Source organism: Peribacillus phoenicis (assembly GCF_047238085.1).
GTDB lineage: Bacteria > Bacillota > Bacilli > Bacillales > DSM-1321 > Peribacillus.
Genome location: NZ_JBDFMF010000001.1, coordinates 4,328,489 through 4,350,587, shown reverse-complemented (window position 1 = coordinate 4,350,587; position 22,099 = coordinate 4,328,489). Strand labels below are relative to the sequence as shown.

23 protein-coding genes are annotated in these 22,099 nt (G+C 42.0%); 10 read left to right on the top strand and 13 right to left on the bottom strand.

Features of this window, described 5'->3' with window-relative positions:
• Window positions 1-326: 326 nt before the first annotated feature.
• From ABC374_RS21405 to ABC374_RS21395, 3 genes are all read right to left on the bottom strand, one after another.
• A complete protein-coding gene (locus ABC374_RS21405) occupies window positions 327-512 on the bottom strand; it encodes a YfhD family protein (protein ID WP_350300267.1) in 186 nt (61 codons plus the stop codon).
• A 107-nt stretch (window positions 513-619) separates the two neighbouring features.
• Complete coding sequence (locus ABC374_RS21400) at window positions 620-742, bottom strand: YfhE family protein (RefSeq protein ID WP_081088510.1); 123 nt, start codon at window positions 740-742, stop codon at window positions 620-622.
• 53 nt (window positions 743-795) lie between these two features.
• Window positions 796-1,719, bottom strand: a complete 924-nt coding sequence (locus ABC374_RS21395) for a TIGR01777 family oxidoreductase (RefSeq protein ID WP_413020420.1) — start codon at window positions 1,717-1,719, stop codon at window positions 796-798.
• A gap of 125 nt (window positions 1,720-1,844) precedes the next feature.
• Here ABC374_RS21395 and recX point away from each other — a divergent pair, with 125 nt between their 5' ends.
• On the top strand, window positions 1,845-2,642 hold the full coding sequence (gene recX, locus ABC374_RS21390; RefSeq protein ID WP_350300266.1) for a recombination regulator RecX: 798 nt from the start codon (window positions 1,845-1,847) through the stop codon (window positions 2,640-2,642).
• Window positions 2,643-2,717: 75 nt separating this feature from the next.
• Window positions 2,718-3,029 (top strand): YfhH family protein, encoded by a 312-nt coding sequence (locus ABC374_RS21385; RefSeq protein WP_063234815.1) that lies wholly within the window; start codon window positions 2,718-2,720, stop codon window positions 3,027-3,029.
• Between the two features lie 41 nt (window positions 3,030-3,070).
• On the opposite strand, the gene ABC374_RS21380 is transcribed toward ABC374_RS21385, so the two are convergent.
• Window positions 3,071-3,226: a small, acid-soluble spore protein K gene (locus tag ABC374_RS21380; RefSeq protein WP_034305387.1), complete on the bottom strand. Its 156-nt coding sequence runs from the start codon at window positions 3,224-3,226 to the stop codon at window positions 3,071-3,073.
• A 113-nt stretch (window positions 3,227-3,339) separates the two neighbouring features.
• Here ABC374_RS21380 and ABC374_RS21375 point away from each other — a divergent pair, with 113 nt between their 5' ends.
• The gene (locus ABC374_RS21375) at window positions 3,340-3,606 is read left to right on the top strand and encodes a YfhJ family protein (RefSeq protein ID WP_034305384.1); all 267 of its coding nucleotides are present in this window, start codon (window positions 3,340-3,342) and stop codon (window positions 3,604-3,606) included.
• Window positions 3,607-3,661: 55 nt separating this feature from the next.
• On the opposite strand, the gene ABC374_RS21370 is transcribed toward ABC374_RS21375, so the two are convergent.
• Window positions 3,662-4,639 (bottom strand): metal-dependent hydrolase, encoded by a 978-nt coding sequence (locus ABC374_RS21370; RefSeq protein WP_413019671.1) that lies wholly within the window; start codon window positions 4,637-4,639, stop codon window positions 3,662-3,664.
• A gap of 206 nt (window positions 4,640-4,845) precedes the next feature.
• Between ABC374_RS21370 and mutY the strand changes: the two genes are divergently transcribed.
• Entirely contained in the window at window positions 4,846-5,964 is a 1,119-nt protein-coding gene (mutY, locus tag ABC374_RS21365) for an A/G-specific adenine glycosylase (protein ID WP_413019670.1), read from the top strand.
• A 156-nt stretch (window positions 5,965-6,120) separates the two neighbouring features.
• On the opposite strand, the gene ABC374_RS21360 is transcribed toward mutY, so the two are convergent.
• Window positions 6,121-6,345: a hypothetical protein gene (locus tag ABC374_RS21360; protein WP_061461732.1), complete on the bottom strand. Its 225-nt coding sequence runs from the start codon at window positions 6,343-6,345 to the stop codon at window positions 6,121-6,123.
• Window positions 6,346-6,413: 68 nt separating this feature from the next.
• Here ABC374_RS21360 and fabL point away from each other — a divergent pair, with 68 nt between their 5' ends.
• From fabL to ABC374_RS21335, 5 genes are all read left to right on the top strand, one after another.
• Window positions 6,414-7,163: an enoyl-[acyl-carrier-protein] reductase FabL gene (gene fabL, locus ABC374_RS21355; RefSeq protein WP_413019669.1), complete on the top strand. Its 750-nt coding sequence runs from the start codon at window positions 6,414-6,416 to the stop codon at window positions 7,161-7,163.
• An 82-nt stretch (window positions 7,164-7,245) separates the two neighbouring features.
• Window positions 7,246-7,521: a gamma-type small acid-soluble spore protein gene (locus ABC374_RS21350; RefSeq protein WP_413019668.1), complete on the top strand. Its 276-nt coding sequence runs from the start codon at window positions 7,246-7,248 to the stop codon at window positions 7,519-7,521.
• Window positions 7,522-7,682: 161 nt separating this feature from the next.
• Entirely contained in the window at window positions 7,683-7,937 is a 255-nt protein-coding gene (locus tag ABC374_RS21345; RefSeq protein ID WP_063577340.1) for a YgaB family protein, read from the top strand.
• Window positions 7,938-8,170: 233 nt separating this feature from the next.
• Complete coding sequence (gene ntdP / locus ABC374_RS21340; protein WP_048685440.1) at window positions 8,171-8,701, top strand: nucleoside tri-diphosphate phosphatase; 531 nt, start codon at window positions 8,171-8,173, stop codon at window positions 8,699-8,701.
• Between the two features lie 249 nt (window positions 8,702-8,950).
• Window positions 8,951-10,699 (top strand): ABC transporter ATP-binding protein, encoded by a 1,749-nt coding sequence (locus ABC374_RS21335; RefSeq protein WP_101225958.1) that lies wholly within the window; start codon window positions 8,951-8,953, stop codon window positions 10,697-10,699.
• A 72-nt stretch (window positions 10,700-10,771) separates the two neighbouring features.
• Here the strand turns inward: ABC374_RS21335 and ABC374_RS21330 are convergent, their stop codons facing one another.
• The 5 genes from ABC374_RS21330 to ABC374_RS21310 all read right to left on the bottom strand — a co-directional run bounded on the left by ABC374_RS21330 (window position 10,772) and on the right by ABC374_RS21310 (window position 15,194).
• Window positions 10,772-11,692: an EamA family transporter gene (locus ABC374_RS21330; RefSeq protein ID WP_260359073.1), complete on the bottom strand. Its 921-nt coding sequence runs from the start codon at window positions 11,690-11,692 to the stop codon at window positions 10,772-10,774.
• 294 nt (window positions 11,693-11,986) lie between these two features.
• The gene (locus ABC374_RS21325) at window positions 11,987-12,334 is read right to left on the bottom strand and encodes a hypothetical protein (protein WP_413019667.1); all 348 of its coding nucleotides are present in this window, start codon (window positions 12,332-12,334) and stop codon (window positions 11,987-11,989) included.
• A gap of 13 nt (window positions 12,335-12,347) precedes the next feature.
• Window positions 12,348-12,878, bottom strand: coding sequence for an NAD(P)H-dependent oxidoreductase (locus ABC374_RS21320; protein ID WP_063234827.1), 531 nt, complete (start codon window positions 12,876-12,878; stop codon window positions 12,348-12,350).
• 17 nt (window positions 12,879-12,895) lie between these two features.
• Window positions 12,896-14,515 (bottom strand): DHA2 family efflux MFS transporter permease subunit, encoded by a 1,620-nt coding sequence (locus ABC374_RS21315; RefSeq protein ID WP_413019666.1) that lies wholly within the window; start codon window positions 14,513-14,515, stop codon window positions 12,896-12,898.
• A gap of 40 nt (window positions 14,516-14,555) precedes the next feature.
• Complete coding sequence (locus ABC374_RS21310) at window positions 14,556-15,194, bottom strand: biotin/lipoyl-containing protein (protein ID WP_101225963.1); 639 nt, start codon at window positions 15,192-15,194, stop codon at window positions 14,556-14,558.
• A gap of 325 nt (window positions 15,195-15,519) precedes the next feature.
• Between ABC374_RS21310 and ABC374_RS21305 the strand changes: the two genes are divergently transcribed.
• Complete coding sequence (locus ABC374_RS21305) at window positions 15,520-15,978, top strand: MarR family winged helix-turn-helix transcriptional regulator (RefSeq protein ID WP_214747548.1); 459 nt, start codon at window positions 15,520-15,522, stop codon at window positions 15,976-15,978.
• 57 nt (window positions 15,979-16,035) lie between these two features.
• On the opposite strand, the gene ABC374_RS21300 is transcribed toward ABC374_RS21305, so the two are convergent.
• Complete coding sequence (locus ABC374_RS21300) at window positions 16,036-17,127, bottom strand: FUSC family protein (protein WP_413019665.1); 1,092 nt, start codon at window positions 17,125-17,127, stop codon at window positions 16,036-16,038.
• A 322-nt stretch (window positions 17,128-17,449) separates the two neighbouring features.
• Window positions 17,450-21,922 (bottom strand): glutamate synthase-related protein, encoded by a 4,473-nt coding sequence (locus tag ABC374_RS21295; protein WP_413019664.1) that lies wholly within the window; start codon window positions 21,920-21,922, stop codon window positions 17,450-17,452.
• Window positions 21,923-22,099 lie beyond the last annotated feature (177 nt).

Genomic DNA, 22,099 nt, shown 5'->3' with positions numbered 1-22,099 from the left:
GATGATACTTGGAGGGAAGACATTTAATAAAGATCGTAGCAGATAGTTATTATATAAATAATAATCCTGTGGAACAATTCAAGGAGAGAGAATAGTTATCCACAACAATAATGCAGAGTGGTTAGCTTAAAATCGCCTTTATCCACATAATCCACAGGGTTATCCAGAAATAACATTATTTTCATGTTGATAAGGTGATTTATTGCACTTGTTTTTTATCAGTATTTTCAGAATATATCCACAATATACACAGGGCTGTGGATAAGCTATGTAAATAAAGAAAACAAAAGGGGCTGATTTACAGCCCCTTGGTTGGTTTCTCCTGCTTATAAGCGGCGACTATGAGCACGGCGGTCAGCAGCATTTGCCCGGGCTTGTGCCTCGATGTCTTCCTGGTCAGCCAGTTCGGAAGAATATTCAACGTCAAGTCCGTCACTTTTCAGGTTTTTAGGAACCTGAGGAAGTTTCTGTTTGTTCTTATCTCGATTATGGTGTATATTGTTGCGTCCCATGTTAGCGCCCCCTAGAATAAAAATAAGCTGGAGATGAATTCATTAATCATCTCCAGCTTATTTTGTGTTGAGTGGCTGTTCAAAATGTACGGGAAAAAACACCAAACTTAACGACGGGATTTCTTTTCGGTATATCCACCAGCTCGATCTGCTTTTTTAAATTCGCGAGCATAAAGAATCGCTTGTGTACTAGTCAAGTTACTTTTCTCTTTATCGTGTTTTTTGAGCAATTAAATCATCTCCATTCCACTTAATATCCCTATTTTTTCCTAAAATGACCCTTTCATACGTGAGAATCTTCCTTTAAGATATTTTGTAAAGCTTCTTTAAGGGTTGGAAAGGAGAAGGTGAATCCTTCCTCTTTAAGTTTAGTGGGAAGGACATTTTGCCCTTCAAGTACAAGTATGCTCATTTCCCCAAGCAGTTTCTTGAGGAAGAAGGGTGGTACGGGCAACCAATGGGGCCGGTGCAGGACAGCTCCTATGGTTTTTCCGAATGTATCCATCTGAACGGGATTCGGTGCCGTAAAATTGACTGGACCTTCTATCCGAGCATCGTTCATGCAAAAGATGATTGCACGGACCACGTCATGGATATGAATCCAGGAAAGCCACTGATTCCCTTTGCCCATCTTTCCTCCGCCGAATAGTTTATATGGTAGGACCATCATTGGCAGTGCACCGTCTTTTTCTCCAAGAATCACCCCGAATCTTGTCAGGATCAACCTGTTACTATAAGATCGTGATTTAGCCGCTTCATTTTCCCATAGTTGAACAGTACGGGCCAAGAAATCATCACCAATGGATTCAGAGGTTTCGTTAAAGGTTTCATCATCTGAAATACCATAATATCCGATTGCACTTGCATTAATGATGACGGGCACTTTATCGGGCAGTATGGAAAGGATCCGGTTCATCTCTTTGGAAGCTTCGACCCTGCTTTCGACAATCCGGCGTTTTCGTTCAGGTGTCCAACGCCCGCTGTTCAGAGATTCACCTGCAAGGTTAATGAAAACATCGAGCCCCGCCAAGTGCTTTTCCGGCTTTGCGTCCTTGGTCAACAACCAACCGATATATGTCAAATTAGTCTGTTTATTAAATTTTTCGGGATGACGGGTCAAAATATATATATCATGATTTTCTTTTGATAATTCATCAATAAGGGCTGTGCCGACAAAACCGCTTCCACCAGCAATGGCTATTTTCATGAAAACCACTTCCTTTCCCTTTCTTTCCTTCACTTTAACATGCCCATGTTCTTTTTTCATTTTTAGACATGCTATATATAGAAATGGTAAACGTAAAGGGGTAAAGTAGGGGTGGGGGTGGAATTATGCCAAACATAACAAAAATAACAACCCAAAAGAAACGTAAAGATCGTTTTAACATTTTCGTTGACGAAAAATATGCCTTCAGTGTAGATGAAGAAGTGCTATTGAAATTTCATTTGAAAAAGGGTATGGAACTTGATGACCTGCTTTTGGCTGAAATACAATTCCATGATGAAATCCAAAAAGCATTTACCGATGCACTTAATTATTTATCATACCGGATGCGCTCGGAATCGGAAATTCGCCTTTATTTAAAAAAGAAGGAAACGGAAGAGCCGATCATTAAGGAAGCGATACATAAACTTTATAGCTTTAACTATTTAGACGACCTTGAATTTGCCAAGGCTTACGTACGGACCCATGTGAATGGAGGCAATAAAGGGCCCACTACCCTTAAGCTCGAGCTTAAGGAAAAAGGGGTGCAAGAAAAGTTGGTTGTCGAGGCATTGAAGGAATACCCCTATGATATTCAGATTGAACATGCAAGCAAACTTGCTGGAAAAGCGGTCAAAAAGGAAAAAAACATTTCCGAACGAGCTTTAAGGCTGAAGGTTGAACAAACCTTGTTACGGAAAGGCTTCCCTAGAGATGTCATCCATGAAGCACTTGAAGATGTGACGGTTGAAAAGGATGAAGATGAACAATGGGATTCTCTTTGCCACCATGCCGAAAAAATGCAACGTCGATATAAAAACCATGAAGGCTTCGAATATGAACAAAAAATGAAGCAGGCATTATACCGAAAAGGTTTTCCAATAGAATTGATTGAGCGTTATCTTTCCAATGCAGATGGGGATTAAGTGCATTGATAGCCAAATCTCAAAATTTTGTTTAATATAGAGGTAAATTAATATTTCATTTAAGGAGTCATATATATGAGCGACGTAAGATACAGCAAGTTGTCCGCCTATGAACTACAGCAGGAAATTGCAGCGTTGACTGAAAAAGCAAGAAAAGCAGAGCAATTGGGAATGGTTAATGAATTTTCAGTATTGGAACGAAAAGTGACGATGGCCAAGGCCTATTTGTTAAATCCGGATGATTTCAAAAAAGGTGAAATATATCAAATTGACGGAGATCCCGGTGTCTATTTCAAAATTGATTATATGAATGGCGTATTCGCCTGGGGATACCGCTTAGGTGGAAGCGGTAAGGAAGAAGCACTGCCGATTTCAATGTTAAAATAAAAAGGAACCGGGGAAGTACCCGATTCCTTCTGGTGCATCTTTTAATTCGATCGCTCGTTTGATGCTTTCATTCTTTCTTGAGGGTGTGTATTTATACTGCCATCTGCACGCTTTGAAGCATATCTTGCTTTGGCACGAGGCTCGCCTTGGAATTTATTATTGTTTTGGTTGGGGAATCCTTTTTGTTTATTTCGCAAATTTTTCTCCTCCAAGCATCAGATTAAAGACAGAAGCGTTTCCGCTTACTACTAGTATGGGTATGGAACAGTATAGTTCATTCTGTAAAAATATTGGCAATGAGGTGGTTCTAATGAATGATTACCATGAAAGATTAACCAAGATACTGCTTGAGAAAAATGAACACATCACGTATGAGCAAGCTTTGACTTGGGTGGAATTATTATGGGAAGATTTCGAGGCGACCTATGCAAAGGCCGGGCATGAATATGCCGGAGAAGAAATGACATCGCGCGTTGTAAGGACCTGGATTGATAACTACGGTGAGCAATTCCACGAATTCATTGCAAAAAACCCTAAATATCAACAGTTATTAAATCAGCAGAATCGACTGCATTAAAAAAGCTGATTCCAGAGGGGTTCCCTGGAATCAGCTCTTTTTCAATACGCAGTGACTACAAAATAATATTCAATTTCTTCTGCAGTTTCGCTTCGCTAAAGATCCAGCCAGTATAAGAATTCAAGATATTCAATTCGCTGTCTAAATGGACCACTGCCACAAACGGGTAATATCCATTGCTGCGGTATCTTAAATCGATAAAACGGACTTCATAATATTCTTTTATCTGTTCGATTTCAAAGCGGTATACCGGCGAAAAGGACAGAAAGGCTGCCAAGTTGATATCCTTTTTGGCGGCTTCAAGAATTTCACTTTCAGGCAATGGCACTCGATCGAACGTATCTAGAATCGTCACATATCCATTATCAGCCCGTGCCACATAATAATTCTTTTCGGTAATCACCGCAATTTTCCAGCGATGAAAACGCATCGTCGGTGATAATAGAATTTTCCTTGCTCCAGGAATTTGCTTTTTGACCACTTTTTTTATAAAAGCCTGTTCCCTGAACCTGGAAATATAATAAATGACGAGTATTCCGTAAATGGAAAGAAATAAATAGCCTGGAGGAAATCCATAGCCCCATAATATCAGGCCGGCAACATGTATTCCAAAAATGAACGGGTCAAATGTATTGATGACCCCTAAAGCTACCCATTTTGACGAAATCGGCCTAAGAGCCTGGGTCCCATAAGCATTGAATATATCCACGAATACGTGAAGGAAAACGGCTAAAAAGGTCCAAAGCCAAAGATGTAGGTAATTTGCTTCAGGTATGATGGCGAAAAGTGCTCCGCTGATAATCAAGGGCCAAAGTAAAACAGCGGGAATGGAATGCGTGATTCCACGGTGGTTTCGTATATATACAGCGTTATTCCTTAATTTTAAAACAGTGTCAATGTCCGGAGCTTGTGATCCCAATATCGTACCTGCTATGACTGCACTTGCAGTGACTGGGCTCTGCGCAATGACAGGATCTAATGTGGCAAGACCTCCAAGAGCAATTCCCATGACAAAGTGAGTACCTGTATCCAAAAATCTAACCTCCCTGCCACAATTTGAAAAAAATGGTCTTCTTTCATCATACCGTATTTATATATTAACCATCAAATGAATATAATTTAGATTTATTTCCGTGAACCTTTACAAATAAATGAATATGAACATGATATTAAAAAAGAATGGCCTACTATAGGTATTCCCAATTTTGATAAGAGTGTAACATCTTTGGAGGAACTGATGTGAAAGAAATAACGATCCCGACAATAGAAAAAATAAAAATCGATGAATTTCAAAAAGATTTGGTTTCATGGTTTCTCGAAGAACAAAGAGAATTGCCATGGAGGGAAAATAAGGACCCGTACCGTGTTTGGGTTTCTGAAATAATGCTGCAGCAAACGAGAGTGGACACGGTGATTCCTTATTTCAACCGGTTTGTGGAATGGTTCCCTACACTCGAGGATTTTGCCAATGCCGATGAAGAGAAAATCCTAAAAGCATGGGAAGGGCTGGGATATTATTCACGTGTAAGGAATCTGCATAGTGCCGTTCAGGAAGTGAAAGCATCCTATAATGGGATTGTACCGGATGATCCCGAGGAAATAGCCAAATTGAAAGGTGTCGGCCCTTATACAGCTGGTGCGATTCTTAGTATCGCGTACGGTAAGCCGGAGCCAGCCGTTGATGGAAACGTCATGCGTGTTTTATCAAGGATATTGATGATATATGAAGACATAGCAAAGCCAAAGACAAGAAAGACTTTCGAAGCAGCCGTCAGAAAGCTGATCGATCATGAGCATACCTCTGCCTTCAATCAAGCGTTGATGGAACTTGGAGCATTGATTTGTACACCAGGTAAGCCTGCCTGCCTATTATGTCCAGTTCAAAGTCATTGTCTAGCATTTGAAGCTGGGGTTCAGTCGGAATTGCCGGTAAAAATCCAAAAGAAAAAAACGCGGGATGTACCAATTGTAGCTGCCGTTTTAACGAATGAAAAAGGCGAATTTTTAATTCACAAGCGAGCATCAGAAGGATTGCTTGCAAATCTTTGGGAATATCCGAATTTCGAAAACCATTCATCCCTTTTGCATAAGAGGGAATTCTTCGAGAGTCGGTTTCAGGAAATGTATGGCGTCAAACCAGAAATCACTGAATCACTTGTGAGAATTGAACATGTTTTCTCACACCTCGTTTGGAAAGTGGACACGTATATCGGAATGGTCAAAGAAGCAATCAGTGAAGAGACATTAAGAGAACAGCAACTTAAGTGGGTAAGTGAAGCAGAGATGGGTGAGTTAGCATTTCCGGTTTCCCACCAAAAAATGATGAGAGCGTATAAAGAAAAAGAGTGTATTGAATAAAAGATTATAGTCACAAGCATTCGTGGGTTCAATCATATTGCATTCTTTGGGTGCGATTTGAAAATCAGTGGGAACAGGGATATTATGCTAAAAAGAGGATATCCGCTAAGATATCCTCTTCCTTTTGTTGATTATTAAAGCGATATCTGTATAAAATCAATCGTAAATGGTTTTCGTTCCATGGGTATAATCTGCTTCTTGTCTATTAAGTCCGCCTCTATTTTCAATTTCTTTGACGATTTCGCTATGGATACTCTGTCCTTCTTGGTTTAAATAAGGTACCATTTGTTGAAGGGAGTGATGAAAATAGGCAAGTTCACTATTTTCCCAATCCGATTTTTTCATCATCGACAACTCTGTCATATCACGTCCAACATACATAACAGTAACACTCCTTAAAAAAATGATTTTTATTACTCGGTGTTTACTCAGAAAGGATGAATAAACGAATGGAACAAAAAGTGGCACTCGTTACAGGTAGCAGTAAAGGTTTAGGAAGAAGCACGGCAATAAGGCTTGCAGAGGAAGGTTACGACCTCGTTATTAATTATGCCCGGAGCAAGTCGAAAGCATTAGAAGTGGCAGGCGAAATTGAAGCGTTGGGGCGCAAAGCCCTTGTAGTTAAGGCAAATGTCGGTGACGTTGCGAAAGTGAAAAGCATGTTCGAGGAAATCGATGCTTATTATGGACGTTTGGATATTTTCATTAATAATGCTGCCTCTGGAGTGCAGCGCCCATTGATGGAGCTGGAGGAATCCCATTGGAACTGGACCATGGATATCAATACAAAAGCCCTCCTTTTCTGCGCACAGGAAGCGGCGAAATTAATGGAGAGGAACGGCGGAGGGAAAATTGTCAGCATCAGTTCACTGGGATCCATTCGCTATTTAAAAAATTATACAGCTGTTGGAGTTTCCAAAGCTGCGCTTGAAGCCCTGACAAGATATTTAGCGGTCGAACTGGCTGCTAAAAATATTTGTGTCAATGCCGTTTCAGGCGGTGTGATCGATACGGATGCCCTTAAGTCTTTCCCGAATCGGGATGAAATGCTTGCTGAGGCGGCAGATCAGACTCCGGCTGGACGGATGGTCGAGGTGGAAGATATGGTGAATACCATCCTGTTTTTAATTTCCGATGGAGCCAGTATGATTCGTGGACAAACCGTAATAGTTGATGGAGGCATTTCATTGCTTGTTTAATATAACTGGAAAAATTTAAATGTTTTTAGTTGGATAACACTCTTGGATAATGGTTATCTTATTATCTGTGGAGGTGATATCAATGGCTAATAACAAAAATAAATCACAAGCAGGTACTAATGTTCAACAAGTGAGACAACAAAACGCGCAATCTCAACAAGGTCAAGGCCAATTCGGTACAGAGTTTGCTTCTGAAACCAACGCTCAAGAAGTGAGACAACAAAACGCGCAATCTCAGCAAAAAAAAGGTCAAGGTCAAGCACAAGGCCAATTCGGTACAGAGTTTGCTTCTGAAACTAACGTTCAAGAAGTGAAACAACAAAACCAAAAATCTCAAAGCAATAAAAGCCAAGGCTAATCGCCGATGAAAAGCATCCTTCTTTTGAAGGGTGCTTTTTTTTTGCCTTTCATTGGATTCGACAAATGTTTCGTCGTGTTTACATTTTATGTCAAAGGAAAAAAAGGATAAAAATAGAATATACATACTATAGAAAAAATACAGATTAGGAAGGTGCATTCATGGAGGAATTTAACCGGCTTATAAACAACCAGTTGAAAACGATGGATAAGCTTTTACTTTTACAATCCGAAATCGAAAGATGCCAAGATATAGAGAAGCAACTCCTTGCACTGGAAGAGGAGAGTGAAGCGGTCACCATTCAGGAAGAGATTCAACTCAAAAAGCAGGAATTGAAAAGTATCCATGATATGTTCGAGAAGCAAACGGAAGAAGTCATCCGTTATTTTCAGCAAGGACAGGCTGCCATACGATAAATAACCGGCTAATTTCTTAGTTAAAATGGGTGGATGGTCAGACTTTTTCGACTTATTTACACATTTTCACTGGGAGATTAGCCACTTTTGTTTTAAATTTATGAATAAATCGCTATAATATAGGAATATAGGGTAAATGGAAAAAAGTATATATTTTAAATACACACAACAACTGCAAACGGAATAGGGCACAGTACGCTGTCAGGGTGTCTATAGAAAGTAGGGAGAGATAAATGGGGATTGTTCCTGCCGAAGGAGGAAAAATCCAAATCCATAGCTATAAACATAATGGACATATCCATCGTATCTGGGAAGAGACAACCGTTTTAAAAGGGACCCAAAATCTGGTGATAGCAGCGAATGACCGTACTATGGTAACGGAATCAGATGGAAGGACCTGGATTACGAGAGAGCCGGCGATTTGCTATTTTCATTCAAAGTATTGGTTTAATGTTATTGGTATGTTGAGAGAGGACGGGGTTTATTATTATTGCAATATCAGTTCGCCGTTCACATACGATTCGGGAGCATTGAAATACATTGATTATGACCTGGACATTAAAGTATTCCCAGATATGACGTTTAATTTGCTGGATGAGGATGAATATGAAAGGCATCGGAAAGAAATGAATTACCCGGATGCCATCGATTCAATATTGAAACAGAACGTAGACTATTTGATTTATATGATACGCCAGCGAAAAGGACCATTCTCCGCAGAGTTTATTGATAGTTGGTATGAACGCTTTTTAACCTATCGATGATAGAAAAGGCCTGCTGCTTAATTGGCAGGCTTTTTCATTGTGTAACGTATCTACCAACTGTTTCAATCTATCACGATGCAGGAACCTTTAAACCTCCTTTAAAATGTGTTTGAAAGTTAGTGAATGAAATCCTTTTGATACTTAATCATCGAAAAGGAAAATATAATTGAACAGTGCATATAAGATTCCAAATTGACTGGTATGGACTTTTTTCATTTGGATTTAATGATTCAGAAAAGGAGGTATTCCGTGGGGAGCATTAAGAGATATTTGCAATTCGTCAAACCATATAAATGGCAGATAATCGGAACGGTACTGATTGGATTGCTAAAGTTCGCAATTCCGCTACTGCTTCCATTGCTCAGTAAGTATATAGTGGATGACATCATCGGAAATGGTGACCTGTCCAAAGCCGTGAAATCCGAACGCCTTTTATGGGCAATGGCCATCATGATTTTCATTTTCGTTGCAGTTAGACCGCCGATTGAGTATTACAGACAATATTTTGCGCAATGGACCGGAACGAAAATCTTATATGATATTCGTAATGATTTATTTACTCATATACAGAAACTGAGTTTTAAATATTATTCCAATACAAGGGTGGGCGAGGTCATTTCGAGGATGATCACGGATGTGGAACAAACGAAGAACTTTGTTATCACGGGTTTGATGAACCTTTGGCTCGATATAGCAACGATCATCATAGTGATAGTCATCATGTTTACAATGGACGTGAAGTTAACCGTTGTATCGATCATCATGCTTCCTTTTTACGCATTTTCGATTAAGCATTTCTTTGGCAAGCTGAGAACTTATACAAGGATTCGATCCCAAGCGTTAGCTGATGTACAGAGTCACCTTCATGAACGGGTTTCAGGGATGTCAGTCATCAAAAGCTTTGCGATAGAAGACAGGGAACAGGAATTGTTTGCGAAGCAAAACAAGAATTTCCTCGATAAGGCCCTAAAGCATACAAGCTGGAATGCCAAGTCATTTGCCGTCGTGAATACGATCACGGATATTGCCCCCTTGCTCGTAATAGGATTTGCCGGTTATCAGGTCATTCATGAACAATTGTCACTGGGTACCATGGTTGCCTTCGTCGGTTTCATTGACCGGCTTTATAATCCCCTCAGACGTTTAGTTAACTCTTCGACGACAATGACCCAGACATTGGCGTCCATGGACAGGGTTTTTGAGTTTGTGGATGAGAAGTATGATATCGATGACGAACCAGGGGCGAAAGAGCTTAAGCATGTGGAAGGCAGAATAACCTTTCAGGATGTATCGTTTGCTTATGACGAAAAAGAGGCACCCGTTTTGAAACATATAAACTTGGATGTCAAACCAGGGGAAACCATTGCACTTGTCGGGATGAGCGGCGGCGGGAAATCCTCGATCGTCAGTTTGATTTCCCGTTTCTATGATGTGACGGAGGGAAGGGTATTATTGGATGGGACGGATATCCGTAAGTATCAAGTCCGCTCCCTAAGAGATAAAATAGGAATGGTTCTACAGGATAATATCTTATTTAGCGAATCGGTTAAGGCCAACATCCTTATGGGACGACCTGATGCAAGTGATGAAGAAGTATTTGAAGCGGCAAAGGCGGCGAATGCCCATGACTTCATCATGGGTCTGAAAGAAGGATATGAAACGAAAGTCGGGGAGCGGGGAGTTAAATTATCCGGAGGCCAAAAGCAACGGGTGGCCATTGCGAGGGTATTTTTGAAAAACCCGCCAATCCTTGTACTTGATGAAGCCACATCCGCATTGGATTTGGAAAGTGAACACTACATCCAGGAGGCGCTGGATATTTTAGCGAAAGACCGGACAACCATCATCGTGGCCCATCGGTTATCCACCATCACCCATGCCGATCGGATCGTTCATATCGATAATGGGGAAATTACGGAAATGGGAACACACGAAGAACTTATGAAAAAGCAAGGGCATTACTACAACCTATTTCAAGTACAACAATTGGATTCTTAAGAAGAATAGGAAAAACAATATACAAAAGAAGACCATTCCGCTAACGGGAATGGTCTTACTTGTGCATGCACGTTATGAAATCCTTTTTTCATGCAGCGTTTTTTTTCTGTCAGGAAGGAAATGCGGCAGATGCTTTATTCCCTCAGGCAAGGCGATGCCTACGATGATCAAGCACATCCCGAACCATTGCAGTGACGTAACCTGTTCATGCAAAAAGATGACGGAAACGACCATCGCTGAGGGCAGTTCCGCAGCACAAAGAATCGTTCCAAGGCCGACACCCACTTTGGGCAAACTGACAGCAAAGAAAAAGAAAGGAACTAAAACACCCAATGTGCCGAGCAGCAGACCGTAGTACCATAGGTTCGTTTGGACAAGATTCGTCACAAGTGTGACGGGGTTAGTTGTGAATACAGCAGTCAGCATACCACCTGTTGCAATGTAAAACAGCCGTTTCATTGAAGATTCCCCAACTGCGAATTGAGAGTTGCAATACATATATAGCGCAAAAAGCAAGGCAGACAATAGACCGAACAATACGCCTTTTAGGCTTAGGCCGGATAGAGGCTGACCAAAGATCGCGCCTGCCAATAATGTTCCGATGAAGAGAACGAAAATGGCAATGAGTTTATTTTTATCCGGGCGTCTTTTATTTATGAAACTTTCAATGAGGACGCCTATCCAGGTAAATTGAAATAAAAAGACAACGGCAATGGAAGCGGGAAGCTCGGATACGGAAACGGCATATGCCTTTCCGACGAAAGTGGACATCATGCCCGTGATTAAAAGTAATCCGGCACTCTTCCATGAAACTTTATATTTAAACGAAAAAAGAAATAACACGGAGACAATCAGCCAACCGACGAGGTATTGACTGCCGACCAGTTCTCCGGATGAATGGCCATCCATGAATCCAAACTTCATCATGGTGGATAATGTGCCATATGAGATCGAACCGATTAAGACCATTATGGAATACTTCAAAAGTTGCATGTTTTTCACCCCTGTAAAAATAAAAATCGCCACCTGCCAAAAAGGCAAGTGACGAACGAAAAAAGGAAATCCTTTTAAAATTCCGTCTCTCAACAAAAGCTGAGTTTAAAAAAATGTTTGTATTGCATTACCTTAGCTTAAAGTCTTTGTGAATATTTGTCAACCAGGAAAATAAGTTAAGCCTGCAGGTCTATCTTTAAGCTAAAGGCGGTGTGAGAGGCAGGAGATGTTCCTTTCACCCAAAGTAATTGAAAACCCCCAAAAAGGCGAATATGCCGAATGGGGTGAGGTGCTTCAATCGCCATTTTGCCGGAAGTCTTCCAATGTACCACGGTATTCCTCGTCTTTCATTTTTCGAAGATTAGGCTTTTTTTCTGCAGTTGGCTCATCATTTGGCTTTTGATTGTGAAGCTTGGAAAGTGCCAAACGATAATCCTGATCTTTCATTTTCAATTCATCATTGTCTGTTGGGGAGATGATTTCGGTAACGGAATCATCAGCCGAAGAGAAAGCGGACTCTTCCAATGAGTTCTCTTCCTCGACACCCGGCGGCTTACCTTCAGGCGATAAGGCTTTGATATTGTATGTGATCAAGCCCGTAACCGCTAATATGGCAACGATGATAATTAGAATTATGCCCATTGAATCAAGCCTCCTAGAGCTCGTTTATGAATGAACGGGTGACATGGGCTACCCGTTTTCCTAATGCTTCTCCAAGCTGCAAGTCATTTTTGGTGATGTTGTCATCCACACCGGGCGGACAGCTTATCCCTACTCCATAGTAGGAGCCATATAAGGCGTTTTCCGGGACAGTGCCGGGCAAGCCGACAATGATCATGCCTTGATGAAGCATAGGGGTGATTAAGTTCAGCATGGTAGCCTCGAGTCCGCCATGTACGGTGGCCGTCGTACAGAACACAGCACCCACTTTATTGATCAGCGCACCTTCCGCCCATAGATACCCAAGTTTATCGATCCATGTTTTCAAACTCGAACTGATGGTGCCGAAATGACCGGGACAGCCCCAAATGATGGCATCCATTTCTTGGAGCTTATAAACATCCGCCTCGTTCACATGGTCAATGAGAACCTCAGCGCCAGGGACCGCGGCGGCCCCTTGAGCTATTGATTCGGCAAGTGCTTTCGTATGGTTGCCTTCACTGTCGTAAACAACATAGATCTTCATTTTTATTCCCCCATTAATTAAACCGATTTTTTTACTGGTGAAGGAAGCAAAGGTACATCCAAATGTTCTTGTTTAGCTTTTTTCATTGCTTTGTCCTTCCGAACGTCACGCAAAAACAGGGAAAGAACGATACCGGCAATTGCGAAGCCTGTTGCCCAAAAGAATGCATCATTGATTCCCATCACATTTGCTTGACCCTGGATTTGTGAAGAAATCAGGGACATGGCAGTTTCCTGTGCCTGTTCACTAGTTTGATTCATCGAACTCATGATGGATTGAACGATTGTTTGGAAATTCTGAACAAAACCGGAATCACTCGTACTCATTTCCGTTCCTAAAGCAGTTCCATGGAAAGATGCACGGGTTGTATAAATGGTCGTCACGAAGCTCGTACCAATGGCTCCGGTCACTTGTTTCAGCGTATTGCTCATTGCCGTACCATGTGTATTCAAATGCTTAGGAAGCTGATTCATCCCAGCAGTCATGATCGGCATCATCAGTAAAGACATTCCAAGTGCGCGGATGGCATAGATGATGACCAAAGTCGAATAGGTAGTTTCCGTAGTCAATTTAGCGAACTCAAAGGTTGTGACGGCAGTAATCGCTAAACCAATTAGTGCTAATGGACGAGGTCCGATTTTGTCAAATAATGCTCCTGAAATGGGTGACATCACCATCATCACAAGGGCTCCGGGTAACATCAATAGGCCGGATTGAACTGGTGTGAAGCCTCTTAATGTCTGCAAATATATAGGCAATAAGAATATCCCGGTAAACATGGCAACTGTGACGATGGCGGAAATGATATTCGATAATACGAACATGTCATACTTAAATACACGGAAGTCGAGCATAGGTGTTTCCGATTTAAGCTGTTGAACCACAAAAAGCGTCAAAAGGATCAGCCCGATGATGATCGTTCCCAGAACGATGGGATCCGTCCAGCCTTTGGAACCCGCTTCACTGACACCGTATAGTAAGGAAGCAACTCCCAGCAAGGAAAGAGACGCACCCAACAAATCCAATTTGATTTTCTTTGGTTCTGCTACATTACGCATACTTAAAAAGGCGAGTGTCATGACTATCATGCCTAATGGCACCATTGCGTAGAACATGACCCGCCAGCTATATTCCTGAATGACCCAACCAGATAAAGTCGGGCCGATTGCAGGGGCAAACATAATGGCAAGTCCAAAGATTCCCATGCCTTTCCCGCGCATTTCCGGAGGGAAGATGAAAAGAATGATCGTCATGACCAATGGCTGCAGGATCCCGCCGCCAGCCGCCTGAATCAGCCGGCCTGTAAGGATGACTGGGAAATTGGGTGCGATGCCGCAGATGAATGTCCCGACGGTGAATAAAAACATGGCAGCAAGGAATAAAATGCGCGTGCCAAACCGTTCAATTAAAAAAGCGGACAGTGGGATCAAGGCTCCATTCACGAGCATGAATCCAGTTGATAACCATTGAATCGTAGTCGCAGCTACATTGAATTCTGCCATCATCCTGGGCATGGCGACACTAAGCAGGGTTTGATTCAAAATGACCATGAACAAACCTAGCATTAAGATAATTAACATGGGGGCAAACTGCTTCATTCCCTTGTTTTCATTTACTGTGATGGTTTGAGAAGCCATTTAAAGAAAAGCCTCCTTTCTGTATAACTGTGTAGCCATTTTATTTAGTTGAAATTTTCACTTCTGCGTTCATTCCAGGCAGAACTTTATCGGATGGTGCTTTGATGGAAATTTTAACTGGTACTTTTTGAGTGACTTTCGTATAGTTTCCGCTGCTGTTTTGATTGCCCATCACTGAAAAGACGGACGTTGTAGCATAACCGATCTGTTCCAATGTACCTTCGAAGACAGTATCGGGATCTCCATCGATGATAATATCTACGCTGTCACCTTTTTCGATATCCTTTAATTTATTTTCTTCAATATTAGCCGTTATGGACAGATCATCCATATTGATGGTCTGAGCCAGCGTTTGACCCGCTTGAACAAGCTGCTCATCATGCACTTGTGTTTTAACGATAGTACCCTGTGCTGCGGTTTTTACAGCTTCTTTTCCATCTAAAGTGGTTACATTGGCAACATTGTCATCCTTACTTACACTGTCTCCTTCATGTAAGTCCCAATCTGCTAATTTACCGGCAGCGGGGGCAACGATGGTATATAGCTCTCCTGAAACCTTCGCTTCATCCGTTTTAATGAAATTCGTGCTTTCATAATAGTAATAAGCCCCACCGGCTAATACCGCTATGATAATAACCAAACCAATGACATTGATTAAAACTAAACGTCCTCTATTCACTTGTTTCGCCTCCAAAAAATATTGATGATGTATTCCTTTTTTCGATACTGTTCACTAGCCAGAAATGACAACGCCTCCTATTCTAATGTTTATTTGTTAAATTAAATAAATATTAACTTTTATAAGTATTAATATTATTAAGTAAAGAGTTTACCAGTTTAATTATTTTTTGTCATGTAATTTATTCGGAAAAATGGTGGGAAATAAATACAGCGAAATAGTAAAAATTTGAATTTTTTTTAGTTTTAAGGATATATGGAAAGTAAAGTTGACATTGGAATGCCATTTAATTAAATTTAAGAGGTAGGATTGTCCTATATAAGGAGTGAGAAGGCTGGAATTTAAATGGGAAGTAACTAATAGTATAGAAATGCAGATTTTTCGGATTAGGAAGAAGCTTAGGGCCATCGTAGCAAAAAATCTTCAGCCTTATGGATTAACATCGCCTCAGTTTTTCATATTATTGATATTGAAAAAAGAGGGGTCGATCAAATCGACCCAGCTGGCTGACTTCTTAACCGTTAAGCCAAGTGCGATTACCGTATTTGTAGATAAGTTGGTCGAAATGGATTATGTAAAAAGGCAGCCTTCTGATAAGGATCGCAGGGTCATCAACCTTGAATTGAAAGAGGCAGGGGAAGCGATTTTGGGGAGAGTCCTTGCGGAGCATAACCAATTGATGGGCAAGAACTTTAATTCATTCTCAGAAGATGAGCTGCAGGATCTTTTGAAGAAATTGGATACGATTGAAAAGGCGGCAGATAAGAACCTTTTGGATGATTGAATGAGGGGCATGCTCTAAATAGAGACGAAAAAAGACGGTTCCTGGGAACCGTCTTTTTTAATCTTCTTCATAGTGGACAGATATTTCGTTATCTTCCTTATGGAAGGACTGGAAGCTGACAATCAGCTTTTCAAGATGTTCCAATTGCTCGTCATATTCTATGACCGCAGAAATCAATGGTACAAGGCGGGCAGAGAGATGGCCTAGGTTATCATGCATTTCGTCCACTTGATTCTGCTGTTCGAAAAAATGGGCGAGCAGCTCTTTACGACTTAAACAATCCTGGTCCCAATCTTCAATCTCCTCGATTGACTTGATTTTTTCGATATGCAGTAATATCAACTGTTCATGCTTGCGGATCAAGGAATCAAGCTGCTGTAAGATGCTCCGTTGGAAATCCTCAGGCATTTGATATACTTCATTCTCGAACTTATGAATTCTCTTCAAGGTTTCAAACGCTTTTTTTGTCGTTATGATCATTTGCCGATAAACGACAAGCTTTCTTGCTTTAGCTACACTGTTTTTCTTGAAATATTCCCGTTCCTCTTTGTACATGGAATAGATATGTTCCAGATCGAGTAACTCCGCCTTCAATCGGCTGATGTCTTTTTTTAATAAAGTGTGTTCTGTAGCATGTCTTGTGCTGATTCTAATCCATTTCAAGATGTCTTCGGTTACATCTGTAATGCGTGTATAAAGCTTTGCTTCATATTTTGGAGGAATGAAAACTAGATTCACGATAAACGAAGAAACGATTCCAAGCAAAACGGATGAGAGACGAATAAAGGCAAAATTCAGGAATTCCCCTTCCTGGCTTTCCATGATGGCGATGACCGTCACGATGGAAAGGACGATCGTTTTATCCATTTTCAATTTTAAATTGATGGTTATGACAACCATTACGGCAAGACCGATCATAAAAATATCATTTCCGAACAACAAAACGAAGGAGACAGCAACCAATGCGCCAATGATATTTCCTTGAATTTGCTCCAGCACCGTTTGATATGAACGGTAAATGGTCGGCTGTATTGCAAAAATTGCAGCAATCCCAGAAAGGACAGGAGCAGGAAGGTTAAGCAGTTCCGAGAGATAAAGCGCTAAAACGATTGCTATTCCTGTTTTGAGAATGCGGGCACCAAACTTCATATATGGGTTAATCCTTTCTTTGTATTGTAATGGATAAGTGGCTCTATTTATATATAGGCTTTTGCTTAAAGTTGTATTCTAACTTATTTGTTAGTACTTTACACGAAAATAAGAAGATGTAAACAAAAAGTAATATACAGGATTTTCCTAAGAGTTACAATAGCTAAAATCAAGTTTAATATATAAAGAAACGATAGGCAATTTCTTGATTGCTTTCAAGTTTGTTTTTCCATCGTTTGAAGACATTCCAGAGGTATATGACTGGAAAAGGCTGATGCTCGCATTAAAGAGCATCAGCCTTTATTAATATATATTTTCGGCATCACTCCGTGGAAACAGCAGGATCCGCCTGTTCTTTAACTGGAACGACCTGAAGGAAGTGCTCTTCAGGATTTTGTAGCAGGGCCTCTAAAGAGGCCGCTTCTTCGGTTTGGCCATGATCTTTCAAGAGGGCCGTGTATTTGCCCAGAAGTTCGGCCACATCCTGCAGGCCTCTTGCGGATAGGGGCTCAATGGAAATCTTTGCACCTTTCGCAACCCGCTTCTTAATGACCTCTTTGGTTAATCCAGATTCAGGCTGTTGCCGTAAATAAACGACACCGCCTGTCATCCCTGCGCAAATCCATGGACCGGGATCTCCCAGAACCAAACCTCTTCCATTTGTCATGTATTCAAAAGCGAATCCCTTAATATTGGAAGTTACCGCAATATTGCCGGTTTCCTTTTTAGGAAGCGGTTGTTTCAATAATCCTCCAATGATTATATCCGCTCCGGAAAGCCGGATTCCTGCCCTGGCATCGGCATCACCTTGGGCAATGAGAAGACCATGCTGTGCACCGTAACCAAATCCCTTGCCTACAGAGCCATTGTAGAACTTTCCATCTTTTCCTGGAGATTTAAAGATGGCAATATTACCGCCAATCGATGTTTTGCCGATACCATCCTGGGCACCGCCATTCACGCTGATTGAAATTCCCTCCGTATTGTATGCCCCGAGTCCATTACCCGGGATGGAACCATCCTGGTAGGATAGGTGGACGGGGGGAAGTTTTTTGTATGATCCGTCCAATCTGCCCCTAACACGGTGACAGGACACCCTGCTGCCGAGTACACGCTGCTCGGAAGTGATCGAGCTATAGCTACGGGATTGCTGCAGATCATCTACATGCGAATCTAGATATTCAGCGCCAACGGCTACCTGCATGGAGCCTTCATTCAGATACGCCGCAGTTTCCTTATGTGAGAACGGTGTTATATCCAAGTTTTTCAATAAATAGGTTAAATCCAATGATTGTTGACCTTTAACTTGTTGCAGTAAATCAGAACGTCCGACGATATCCTGAAGATTCTTCACCCCAAGTGATCCGGTCAAAGATTTGAGTTCTTTTGCAAATGCACTGAACATATTCGTTAATCCCTGAACGGCTAAATCAAATTTTCGTGGAACAAAACGGCGCAGCCCGTGTTCCTTCGCCTGTGCTTCCGATTCAATTTGTGTGGCGATGCCCACATGGCAAGTATCAAGATGACATCCGCGGCACGTTGTACAGCCGACGGCAATCATCGAAAGGGTTCCAAAACCTACACGGTTTGCACCAAGCAGCATTACCTTCAATACATCCATTGAGCTTTTTAACCCACCGTCTGCCCAAATTTCAACATTCTGTCTGATACCTGACTCAAGCAGCGCATTATGGGCGGCTTTCACACCTATCTCTACTGGCAGACCGACATGTGCGAGTGCATGGATCCTGGCAGCACCCGTTCCGCCATCAAAACCGGAAAGCGTTATGATATCGGCCCCCGCTTTTGCGACGCCGACAGCAATCGTACCAATGTTTGGAACGACTGGTACTTTGACGGCAACTTTTGCCTTGTCGTTTGCCGTTTTTAGCTCATGGATCATTTGGGCCAAATCTTCAATTGAGTATATATCATGATTATTGGAAGGGGAGATCAAATCGGAACCGATTGTTGCATTTCGGGCTTCTGCGATTTTCGCTGTGACCTTGGAACCTGGAAGGTGACCGCCTTCACCAGGTTTTGCCCCTTGCCCAATTTTAATTTCCAATAGATTTGAAGAGTTCAATAGTTCTGCATTGACACCGAAACGGCCGGAAGCGATTTGCTGTCCGCGGGATTTCGGGTACTTGCCAAGCATATCCTTTATTTCCCCGCCTTCACCATTCATGCTGATCATGCCTAACCTCTCGGCAGCTTCTGCATAGGCCCGGAAAGCAATCTCATTTTGTGACCCAAAAGACATGGAGGCTATGACGAACGGCAATTCCTGTTCGCCGACCGAAAGACTGACTTCTTCAGAAGGGATGGAAGCATCTGAAGTTTTTAAAGATGTCAAGTGGCGGATCGTCGTAGGATTGGATTCTTCCTGTTCGGTGATCTTTTCGCGATAAGCATCATAGTCCCCGGTTGAAGCAACTTCCCCGATAGACTTCCAAATCCTTGGGAACAAATGGAAGGTTTTGCCCATTCGTTCTTTTTCATTGCCGTAATCTTCTGCACGCTGGATGGCATCTGCCTTGATTTTATCAAAATTATAGTCCAGATCATTGGATCCGAAGAAGTTAGCCACATTTAAATATTTCGCGATTTCCTCATGTAAACCGATGCTTGAGAAAAGTCTTCCATAGCCGCGCAGCTCATGAATGCCAATGGTGGAGATGACTTTCTCAAGACCTTTCGTCAAGGAGTTATATAGATTGGTAACCCCCTTGAGGTCATCCGAAGATAAGGAAAGGAACATATAATAGGGGCTGATTAAGTTGGCCCCAAGACCATAAGAAACGATGATATCATGCAGTGACCTTAGCGATGCTGAACGTAAAAGGATGGAACAATCACGGCGCTTGCCTGTGCGGACCAACGCTTGATCGACGGCTGAAGTGACAAGGTGGGGATCAAGCCAAAGGTTGCCGTTTTGATGGGCAAGGGCATCATCCAGAACGAGCAGCGTTTTTCCTTCATCCACTGCATTGACACTTTGATCCGTAATCCTGGTCAAGGCATCCGTGATGTTTTCATCCTCTTTGAACGTGCTTGAAATGAAGTGCACGAGTTTTTGATCTTGGTTATATTTAATGAACTGATCATAGCTTGGCTGCGATACGATAGATGAGCACTCATAACCCGTTGACCCTTCAATCAATAAGGGAGTCAGCAGCTCCGTAACCTTTCCTGCCTTATTCGCTTCGAAAAGGGAAGGACGTTTTCCGATGATCGTTCTTGTTGAGAAGTGCTCGGTTTCCCGGTCTCGGTCGATCGCAGGGTTGGTTACAACGGCCACACTTTCCTTAATGAAATCAGCAATGTTGGTCCGTTGGGGATTAAGTGCTGCGAGTGGCGCATCATGACCAAGTGAACGAATGGGCTCGGCGCCTTTTTCGGCCATCTGTTCCACTAATTGGACATGCTCCCTTTCCCACCCAAAGGCTTTATACTGACCATTATGAATGGCTTGCGTATTTGTCATGGAGACAACCTTTTCAAACACTTGGGGCTGTAAGCGGACTCGGTCATTGGAAAGGACGAAACGATCATTGAAGAGTTCAAATACTTTATCCTGGTAATCCTTGTAAGTGTACAATTCAATACGGTCGCCGTTCCATTTCAAACCGATTTTTTCCCCTGGCCCCATCGGTTTCGGATCTCCGGTATATTCACTGGAAGGGATGATTCCTGGTTCGGAAGTGAACATATAAGATGATTCCGTTTCAATATTCCATAGTGGGCGCAAGCCTAAAGAGTCGACTGAGAACACGGCTTCATCGCCGAAACGGGAGATGATGCCTGCCGGACCTTGTGCAAAATGACCCCATGCTTCCCTTAAATACGTATATAAGTCTTGTAAGTGCTCGGGATATTCCTTGATTTCATTAATGATTGGCGGGAACATAAGATCGACAGCTTCAAATAAAGAGTAGCCATGACGGCAGATGAAAGTTTCGATCGTTTTGTTTAAATCCTGTGAGTCGCTTCCATCTTTAGCGATGGGAACTCCGATCATTTTCGCTTCATCACGCAATTTGGCGATGGTATTGATTTCGCCATTATGACCAAGTACACTGAAAGGCTGGACCCGGAAGAAGCTTGATAGAGTATTGGTTGAAAAACGATTATGCCCCAGTGTCATGGTGGAGGCAGCCAAAGGGTCGGCAAGATCAAGATAATAGGCAGGGAGTGTATCTCCAGCACCCATCACTTTGTATACCGCATGATGCTGGCTTAAAGATGCAACATGGATGAAATCACTTTTTTCGATGTCGGAAGTCAGCTCAAAAAGAACATTTGAAAGCTCCTGGTTGTTATTGATGGTGGAGGAACAGGCAAATTGCCAGAACACTGGGTCTTCTTGAATGGCAATCGGTCCCAATGCCTCGGAACGGTAGGCTTTATCCGTTTCGAATATCAATGAGAGACCATGTTGGAGCAGTTTCTCCTTGACTTCGATTTTTAAGTCGTTAGCTTCTGTTTTTTTGCTTAAAAATAAATGGCCGACTATGAAGGAATCTTGATCGACGATGCTTGGATCGACATTTACCGCTTCAAGCTTCTTTTTCCAAAGAGCCCGGGGAATATCGATATGGATGCCGGCGCCATCGCCCTCACCATTGATGAAGCCGCAGCGATGGTTCATTTTAACCAGGGCGTCGATACAGGCAAAGATGTTTTCGTTAGTAGGGATCTTCTTTTTTTCGATGCAGGACACGATACCGCAGGCATCATGTTCTTCCTTGTGAAATTCTTTGAATGTAGCAGGTGTCCATTGTTGGGTCATATATGTGGCTTGAATAAGGTTACCCTTATTCTCTGCCTTTCACCTCCTGTAGCATGTGTTTAATGGGGGAAATATTAGTAAACCCGAACAATAGTCCAAGTTTTGATAGATTGAAAGAAAGTGTATAAATGTATCCATATCATATCATTTAAATATTCAGAAATCAATTTTTTATAC

What these genes read in the sequence shown, in the direction of transcription:
- ABC374_RS21360 (WP_061461732.1), bottom strand. Translation starts at nt 6,345, where the DNA reads ATGTATGTTGGACGTGATATGACAGAGTTGTCGATGATGAAAAAATCG.
- ABC374_RS21330 (WP_260359073.1), bottom strand. Translation starts at nt 11,692, where the DNA reads ATGCAACTTTTGAAGTATTCCATAATGGTCTTAATCGGTTCGATCTCA.
- ABC374_RS21315 (WP_413019666.1), bottom strand. Translation starts at nt 14,515, where the DNA reads ATGGCTTCTCAAACCATCACAGTAAATGAAAACAAGGGAATGAAGCAG.
- ABC374_RS21350 (WP_413019668.1), top strand. Translation starts at nt 7,246, where the DNA reads ATGGCTAATAACAAAAATAAATCACAAGCAGGTACTAATGTTCAACAA.
- ntdP (WP_048685440.1), top strand. Translation starts at nt 8,171, where the DNA reads ATGGGGATTGTTCCTGCCGAAGGAGGAAAAATCCAAATCCATAGCTAT.
- ABC374_RS21375 (WP_034305384.1), top strand. Translation starts at nt 3,340, where the DNA reads ATGAATGATTACCATGAAAGATTAACCAAGATACTGCTTGAGAAAAAT.
- ABC374_RS21300 (WP_413019665.1), bottom strand. Translation starts at nt 17,127, where the DNA reads ATGAAGTTTGGTGCCCGCATTCTCAAAACAGGAATAGCAATCGTTTTA.
- recX (WP_350300266.1), top strand. Translation starts at nt 1,845, where the DNA reads ATGCCAAACATAACAAAAATAACAACCCAAAAGAAACGTAAAGATCGT.
- ABC374_RS21320 (WP_063234827.1), bottom strand. Translation starts at nt 12,878, where the DNA reads ATGAAGATCTATGTTGTTTACGACAGTGAAGGCAACCATACGAAAGCA.
- ABC374_RS21405 (WP_350300267.1), bottom strand. Translation starts at nt 512, where the DNA reads ATGGGACGCAACAATATACACCATAATCGAGATAAGAACAAACAGAAA.
- ABC374_RS21395 (WP_413020420.1), bottom strand. Translation starts at nt 1,719, where the DNA reads ATGAAAATAGCCATTGCTGGTGGAAGCGGTTTTGTCGGCACAGCCCTT.
- ABC374_RS21345 (WP_063577340.1), top strand. Translation starts at nt 7,683, where the DNA reads ATGGAGGAATTTAACCGGCTTATAAACAACCAGTTGAAAACGATGGAT.
- fabL (WP_413019669.1), top strand. Translation starts at nt 6,414, where the DNA reads ATGGAACAAAAAGTGGCACTCGTTACAGGTAGCAGTAAAGGTTTAGGA.
- ABC374_RS21325 (WP_413019667.1), bottom strand. Translation starts at nt 12,334, where the DNA reads ATGGGCATAATTCTAATTATCATCGTTGCCATATTAGCGGTTACGGGC.
- ABC374_RS21385 (WP_063234815.1), top strand. Translation starts at nt 2,718, where the DNA reads ATGAGCGACGTAAGATACAGCAAGTTGTCCGCCTATGAACTACAGCAG.
- ABC374_RS21295 (WP_413019664.1), bottom strand. Translation starts at nt 21,922, where the DNA reads ATGACCCAACAATGGACACCTGCTACATTCAAAGAATTTCACAAGGAA.